Source organism: Streptomyces alkaliterrae, assembly GCF_007097205.2.
GTDB lineage: Bacteria > Actinomycetota > Actinomycetes > Streptomycetales > Streptomycetaceae > Streptomyces > Streptomyces alkaliterrae.
Genome location: NZ_VJYK02000273.1, coordinates 1 through 7532 on the forward strand (window position 1 = coordinate 1; position 7532 = coordinate 7532).

The following is a 7532-nucleotide window of genomic DNA, read 5'->3' on the forward strand; positions in this document are numbered from 1 at the left end:
CCACTGAGTTGAGGGCTGGGGACATCGTGTTGCTGCACTTCACGCCGACGTTGGAGGCGGATCTGCGGCGGACGTTGGAGGCGGCCCGGGCGGCGGGGCTGAAGCCGGCGCAGCTTCGGGACCACGTGGGGGAGTGACAGCCGCCGGGCGCGCTTCGAGGTGCCGGGTCGGGGGATCGGGCGTTCAATGAGAGGTGACTCGCCGCTGCGGGGCGGCGGCCCGACTTGTGACCGGGGGTCGGGCCGGTGACCGTGGGGAGGCGCCGCCATGGCCGGATCAGCGGATTCCACGGATTCGACGGATTCGACGGACCCGCCGGAATCAACAGGGTCGAACGACCCGTCGAGCGTGGGGGTTTCCGCGCGCGGCGCGCGTCGTGGGCTGCTGCGGCGGTGGGGTGAGGCGTGTGCGCGGCGGTTTGCGGTGGTGTTGATCGCGTGGGTGGTGGCGGTGGGCGGGTTGGTGGTGTTGCACAGCGCCTACGGGGGTGAGTACTCCGACGACTTCAATCTGCCGGGCAGCCAGTCGCAGGACGGGCTTGACGTGCTTCAGCGGCATGATCCGGCGGCGGGTGGTTACAGCTCTCAGGTTGTTGTCCACGACGGGCAGGGGTCGCTGGACCGGCTTGGTCCGCAGATGGCGTCGGCCGTGTCCGAGCTGGGGAAGCTGCCGCACGTGCTGGCGGCGCAGAACCCGCTGGAGACGCCGCCACCGCCGTCCGGCGCGCCCGACGTCGGGCCGTTGTCGACCGACGGCCGTACCGCGTACATCACCGTGCGGTTCGACGTGCGGCCGAACAGTCTCGGCTCCGGGTACCTCGACGGGGTCGACGTCGCGGTGCGGCCGTTGCGCGATGCGGGGGCGCAGGTCGACTACGGGGGGCCGCTGGGGGAGCTGGCCCGCCCGGCGCCCAGCGACGGGACGAGCGAGCTGATCGGCTTCGGGGTGGCGGTCGTCGTGCTGCTCGTCGGGTTCGGCAGTGTGCTCGCCGCGCTGGTGCCGCTGGTGTCCGCGCTGGTCAGCGTGGTGGCGGGGCTGTCGTGCCTGGGGCTGCTGGCGGCGGCGCTGACGTTCGCGACGGTCTCCCCGACGCTGGCGACGATGATCGGTATCGGAGTCGGCATCGACTACGCGCTCTTCCTGCTGACCCGGCACCGGCAGGACCTGATGGACGGCGCCGACCCGGTCGCGGCGGCCGGCCACGCGGTGGCGACGAGCGGCCGTGCGGTGCTCGTCTCGGGTGCCACGGTGATCGTGGCGCTGGCAGGGCTGTGGGTGTCCGGGGTGGCGTTCATCGGGCTGCTGGGCGTCGCGGCGGCGGTGACGGTGCTGACGGCCGTGCTGGGCGCGCTGACGCTGGTACCGGCGCTGCTGGGGCTGATCGGACGGCGTGTGGACCGGCTGCGGGTCCGCACGCCGGTCGCGGAGACGGCGGGCGGGCAGGGCGCCGAGGGCGACGGGGGCCTCTGGTACCGGTACGCGCGGCGGGTGGCGCGGCGGCCGTGGTGGTTCCTGGCGGGCGGTGTGGTGACGCTGGCGGTGCTGACCGTGCCGCTGTTCTCCATCCAGCTCGGCCACATCGACGACGGCGCCGACCCGACGTCGTTCACCGACCGGCGGGCCTACGACCGGATGACGGACGCGTTCGGCCCAGGATCGAACGGGCCGCTGACCATCGTGGTGGACCAGTCCGGGGTGCCGACCAGTGACCGCGCCTCCGTGCAGGGCGACGTGAACCGGGCACTGACCGACGTGCCGGGCGCCGCGTACGTCACGCCGTTGACGCCGACCTCCGACGGCGACGTGCTGGTGGGCACCGCGTACTCGGACAGCCGCCCGCAGAGCGCGGACACCACCGACCTGGTGAACCGGCTGCGGGACGACGTGCTGCCGCAGGCGGTCTCCGGCACCCAGGCGCAGACGTACGTGACCGGGACGACGGCCGCGCAGGTCGACTTCCTCGACGTGGTGTCCGCCCGGCTGCCGCTGATCATCGCCGTCGTCGTGTCGCTGGCGTTCCTGATCATCCTGGTGGTGTTCCGGGGGCTGCTCGTGGCGCTCAAGGCGGCTGCTCTGAACGTGGTCTCGATCGCCGCCGCCTACGGCGTGGTGGTGGCGGTGTTCCAGTGGGGCTGGGGCGGTCCCGCGCTCGGCGTCTCGGGCACGGTGCCGATCGAGAGCTACGTGCCGATGATGATGTTCGCCATCCTCTTCGGCCTGAGCATGGACTACGAGATCTTCCTGTTGACGAGGGTGCACGAGGCGTGGTTGCGCACCGGGGACGCGCGCGCCGGGGTGGCGCACGCGCTGGCCATCACGGCGCGGGTGATCACCTGTGCCGCTCTGATCATGGTCAGCGTGTTCGCGGCGTTTGTGATCAGCGACAACGTCATCGTGAAGATGCTCGGCCTCGGGCTCGCGGTGAGCGTGCTCATCGACGCGACCGTCGTGCGTCTGCTGCTCGTACCGGCGGTGCTCTCGCTGCTGGGCGGTTCCGCGTGGTGGGTGCCGCGCTGGCTGGATCGCGTACTGCCGCACGTCGACACCGAGGGGGAGGGCGAGCGGGCGCCGGCGCGGGCGGGTGACGCGGACGCCTAGGGTCTGTCCGAGGGGTCACCGCAGAACAGCGGCGATGGGCCAGGTCGCCATGTGCTCGGAGCGGCAACGGAGTTGGGGCCTTTGTGTGCCGCGAGAACGGGCCTGGGCGGGGAGGGGCCGCTTCGGCCGAAAGTGGGCGCTACCGAGAGACGATCTTCAGTACAGTGAGTAGCAGTCGGTCTTCGTACTGTTTCACGGGGAGAGCCATGCGGGTCGCCATCACGGCGTGGGACGACGGCGGTCGGGCCGGTACGGACGATCTCAGGGGCTGGCTCGGGAAGCAGCGGGAGCTGCGCGGGCGCGTGCAGCGCGGGGCCGGTGAGCCGCCGGCGCCCGGGACGATGGGGACGGCCACCGAGGTCGTCACCGTGCTGCTGGAGCCGGGGGGCGTCGTCACCGTGCTGGCGGCCGCCGTGGTCACCTGGATGCACAACCGCAGCGGCCGTCAGACCGTGACCATCACGCGTTCCGACGGCACCGAGGTGACCGTGACGTCCGACCGGGTCAGGGGCCTCGACGCCCAGCAGGCCGGCGCGCTCGCCCAGGAGATCGCGCGGCAGCTGGGAGTACCGACGCAGCGCCGGGAACCGGCCGATCACCGTGACGGACGGGAGGAAGACGGGCCCCGCTCCGACCCCGAACCTGGGGCTGACGGCCGCCGTCCGTGACCGCTCCGTCGCGCCGTACCAGCGACTTCGCGGGCCCCGCCGTCCGCGCGGTGGTCGTCGGCACCAGCGTCCACGGCGCCGGGACCCGACTCCCCGACCTGCCAAGCGTCGAAGCGTCCGCCCGCGACCTCGCCGGGGCCCTCCACGAGGTCTGCGGAATGGAGCCCTCGCAGATCGAGCTGCTCCTCGACCCCGCCGACGGTGCCACGGTCATCGAGGCCGTCGAGCAGGCCGTCGCCGACGCCCGCGGCCTGGTCCTCTTCGCGTTCATCGGCCACGGGCTGCTGGGCCCGCAGGACCAGCTCTACCTCGCCACCGCCACCAGCTCCGCGCAGGGCATCGCGCGCTCCATCCCTTACCAGGTGATCAGGGACACGCTCGGCGGCAGCGGCGCCCGCGTGGTCATCCTGCTCGACTGCTGCTTCTCCGGAATGGCGCAGGTCGCCTCCCGGGGATCCCTCCGCGACCCCTACGTCAGCGCGCGTCCGGATGGCAGCTTCCTGCTGACTTCCGCCTCGAACTACGCCGTCTCCTTCGCCCCCGAGGGGGAGCGCCACACGCTCTTCACCGGGAAACTGCTCGACCTCCTCCACGAGGGCGATCCCTCCGCACCCGCCTGGCTCACCCTGGACGGCGTGTACGCCCACCTCGACCGCCGGTTCCAGGACGGGCCCGTACGTCCCCACCGGCAGAGCGAGGACCGGGCGGGCGAACTCGTCGTCGCCGCCAACAGGGCATACCCCGCCGCCACCGCGCAGGCGCCCGCGCACCCCGCCGACGGCACGGTCTGCCCCTACCCCGGCATGGAACCCTTCCGGGCCGAGGACCACAAGCAGTTCTTCGGCCGCGAGACGCTCGTCGACGATCTGATCGCCGAAGTGGTACGGCCCGTGAGACCGGCGGGCGCGTCGGACGCGGCGGCCCCCGCACCGGTCGTCCTTGTCGGCGCCTCCGGCGTCGGCAAGTCCTCCATCCTGCGGGCGGGTCTGCTTGCCGGCCTCCAACGCCGCCACGACTCCGACCCCGCCACGCCCTGGCCCGCGCTGCTGCTCGCGTCGCCCGGCCCGCATCCGCTGCGCGCGCTCGCCGACTTGTGGACCCAGGTGTCCGGCACGCCGCGGGCGGAGGTCGAGCGGCAGCTCGGCGCCGGCCGCCTCCCTGGCGACCGGGCCTGCCGGGTGCTGGTGGTGGACCAGTTCGAGGAGGTCTTCACCGCCTGCGAGGACACCGAGGAGCGCGCCCGGTTCATCCGCGCCCTGTGCCGCGGCGCGACCGCCGCCGAGGACGGCAACAGCCCCCGCGTCGTCCTCGGCCTGCGGGCAGACCACTACGGCAGCTGCCTCGAACACCCCGAAATGCGTCCCGCCCTCAAACGGCAGTGCACCGTCTGGCCGATGGACGAGGACGCCCTGCGCGCCGCCATCGAGCACCCGGCCCGCGACGCCGGACTCCAGCTGGAGACCGGACTCGTCGACCTCCTCCTCCGCGAGACCCGTGAGGGCAGCGGTCGCGACCACGGCTCGGCGCTGCCGTTCCTCGCCCACGCCCTGCGCGAGACCTGGACGCGCCGCAGCGGCGCGACCCTCACCCTCTCCGGATACGCGGCGACCGGCGGCATCTGGCAATCCGTGGCCCGTACGGCAGAGGACATCTACGAGGGCTTCGACGAGCCGGGCCGGAAGGCCGTCCGCGAACTGCTCCTCGCCATGGTCACCCTCACCAGCGGCGGCGACGAGGTCGTCCGCCGACGCGTCCGCTTCGACGAACCGACCGACGGCCGCTCAGGGGACCCGCGCGGCACGGTCACCGGCGTCCGCGACCGGCTGGCCCGGGCACGCCTCGTCACCGTCGACCGGGACACGGCCCAGATCTCCCACGAAGCGCTCCTGCGCGCCTGGCCCCGGCTCCGGCGCTGGATCGAAGAGGACCGGGCCGGGCTGGTGACCCGTCAGCAGCTGGCCGACGCCGCGGACGCCTGGGACCGCGCCGAGCGTGCCCGCGAGTACTGCTACCGCGGTTCGCGACTGGCCGCGGCCGAAGACTGGCTGCGCGAGCAGCGGCACGCGGCGCTGGTACGCCCCCTCGACCGGGAGTTCGTCGCCGCGAGCCAGGACCTCGACCGCTCCGAGCGACAGCGCGAGCAGCGCCAACTCGCGGAATCCCAGCGGCTGGCGTCGAGGCTGCAGCGGCAGGCGCGCCGACTGAGGCAGTTCATCGGGGTGATCGGCGGGGTCCTGTGTCTGGCACTGATCGCCACGGGGGTCGCGGTCCAACAGCGGTCGAATGCCCAAGCCAACGGCGAACAGGCCCGGAACCGCCAGCTCCAGGCGGCCGCCCGCGCCGGCATCGGCACCGATCCGCGCGCGGCGCTGCTGCTCGCGGTCGCCGCCTACCGCGAGGCCCCGTCGTCGCAGACCCGCGACACGCTGATGGACACCCTGAGCGGGACGCAGTACGCGGGCTCCCTCGAAGCCGGGGGCGCGGTCGGCACGATGGAGTACAGCGACGACGGCCGGACCCTGGCCGTGGCCCGGCTCGGCGGGGAGGTCAGCCTGTGGGACGCGGCACGGGCCGGCGGTGAGCCGCGCAAGCTCGCCGAGGTCGTCGCGAAGGAGTCGGGCTTCCTGGGGAAGACCGCGATCTGGCTCGGCGACGGCACGTCCCTACTGCTCACCGGGGCTGACGACGAGAAGTCCGTGGGCGCGTTCTCGCTCGCCGCCGATCGCAGCCGCCCGCGGCCCCGAGGCAGGTACCCGCTGCCGGTGGAGGGGTTCGTGGAGCAGGCGGAGTTCAGCCCCGACGGCCGGCTGCTGATGACGTCCTCCTCCTACGAGACCAGGCTCTGGTCGGTGCGGCCGGGACGCGCCGCCGTCCGCGCCCGGGCGATCCTCCCGCAGCGCAGGAGCAACGTCCAGGCCGCCGCCTTCGGGCCGGGCGGGGACTTCCTCGCCCTGGCCTGGCAGGACGGCACGGTGGAGCTGTGGGACGTCGGGGACCCTGGCCGGCCGCGCAGCCTCGGCACGCTGGAGGCCACCGGCGGCCCGGCCCGCGCCATGGCCGTCAGCTCGGACGGGAAGACCCTCGCCGTCGGCTCCCGAGACGCCCAGGTCCGGCTGTGGGACGTGTCCGCGGCGGTCCGCCGGGGCCTCGCCGCCGCGGACCGCCGCCCCACGGCCGTGGTCGGCGGCCACGGCGGCCCCGTCGAAGCCGTCGCCCTCAGCAGGAACGGCCGCCACCTCGCCCTCGGCAGCACCGACCACTCGGCGACGGTATGGGACCTCTCCGGGGCGAGCCCGGCCCGTTCGGCCGTGCTGTCCGGACACGCCACCACCGTCTCGGCCCTGGCCTTCGCGCCCGACGGCCGTACGCTCGCAACCGGCGATCACGACGGAGACGTACGGTTCTGGTCGCTGACGGACCGGCTGGTCCCCACCGTCAAAGCACGGCCGTTCACCGCACCCACCTCCGACTACTACCGGTGGCTGGAAGGGGTGAACCCCACCGTCCTGTCCCCCGACGGGGGCCTGCTGGCCGTGGCCACCGCGGGTGATCGGCTCGGGCTGGTTCCGCTGACGGGGCGGTCCGCGGGCCGCCGTGCGGGCGCGGTCCGCCTGGACACGGGCGGGCGGTTCGAGAATGAGGCGCTGTGGTTCTCGGCCGACGGCGATCGGCTGGCGGCGGAGGGCCCGGCGGGCTTCCTGACGGTGTGGGACGTGAGGGATCCCGCCCGCCCGAAGCGGGAGTTCCGGCTCCGGGCAGGCGCGGCGGGCGACAGGTACGACCTGCAGGTCTCCATCCGGGACGGCCTCATGGCGATCGGCTCCAAGACCGGAGCCACTTTGTGGGACCTCTCCCGACCAGGCCGGCCGAAGCGGCTCGGCTCCGTCAAGAAGCAGTGGAAGTCCGTTCCGACAGTCCTGCTCGCCCCCGACGACCCCGTCCTGGCCGTCGACAGGACCCTGTACGACGTCGGCGACCCGCGCAAGCCCGCCCGGCTGTCCGCCCTGCCCTCCGCCGACGGCAGCCGCTCCTATCCGACGCCGCGTGCGTTCTCCCCCGACGGCACCCGACTGGTGGTGACGGAATTCGGGGGAAGGGGAGCCTTCCTCTACGACGTCTCCGACCCGGCCCGGCCTCGGTACCGGGGCCATCTCGCCCGGGGCAGCGAGACGGGGCCGTACGCGTTCAGCGCGGACAGCCGACTGCTCACCGGCACCGGCTCCGGCACCCGGCTCTTCGCCTGGGACGTGTGGGACCCCACCGCCC

General features: G+C 73.5%; 3 protein-coding genes. All 3 read left to right on the forward strand.

What is annotated here, in order from left to right:
* Window positions 1-267 precede the first annotated feature (267 nt).
* Window positions 268-2598 carry an MMPL family transporter gene (locus FNX44_RS21085; protein ID WP_143650182.1) on the forward strand — a complete coding sequence of 777 codons (2331 nt, stop codon included), beginning with the start codon at window positions 268-270 and terminating at the stop codon, window positions 2596-2598.
* A gap of 206 nt (window positions 2599-2804) precedes the next feature.
* Window positions 2805-3266 carry an effector-associated constant component EACC1 gene (locus FNX44_RS21090; RefSeq protein WP_143650184.1) on the forward strand — a complete coding sequence of 154 codons (462 nt, stop codon included), beginning with the start codon at window positions 2805-2807 and terminating at the stop codon, window positions 3264-3266.
* On the forward strand, window positions 3263-7532 hold a 4270-nt coding region (locus FNX44_RS21095; protein WP_143650186.1), incomplete at its 3' end, for a caspase, EACC1-associated type. The genes FNX44_RS21090 and FNX44_RS21095, both read left to right, overlap by 4 nt.

Bases quoted from the DNA above. Each gene is read 5' to 3' on its own strand.
- FNX44_RS21085 (WP_143650182.1), top strand. From the start codon at position 268: ATGGCCGGATCAGCGGATTCCACGGATTCGACGGATTCGACGGACCCG.
- FNX44_RS21090 (WP_143650184.1), top strand. From the start codon at position 2,805: ATGCGGGTCGCCATCACGGCGTGGGACGACGGCGGTCGGGCCGGTACG.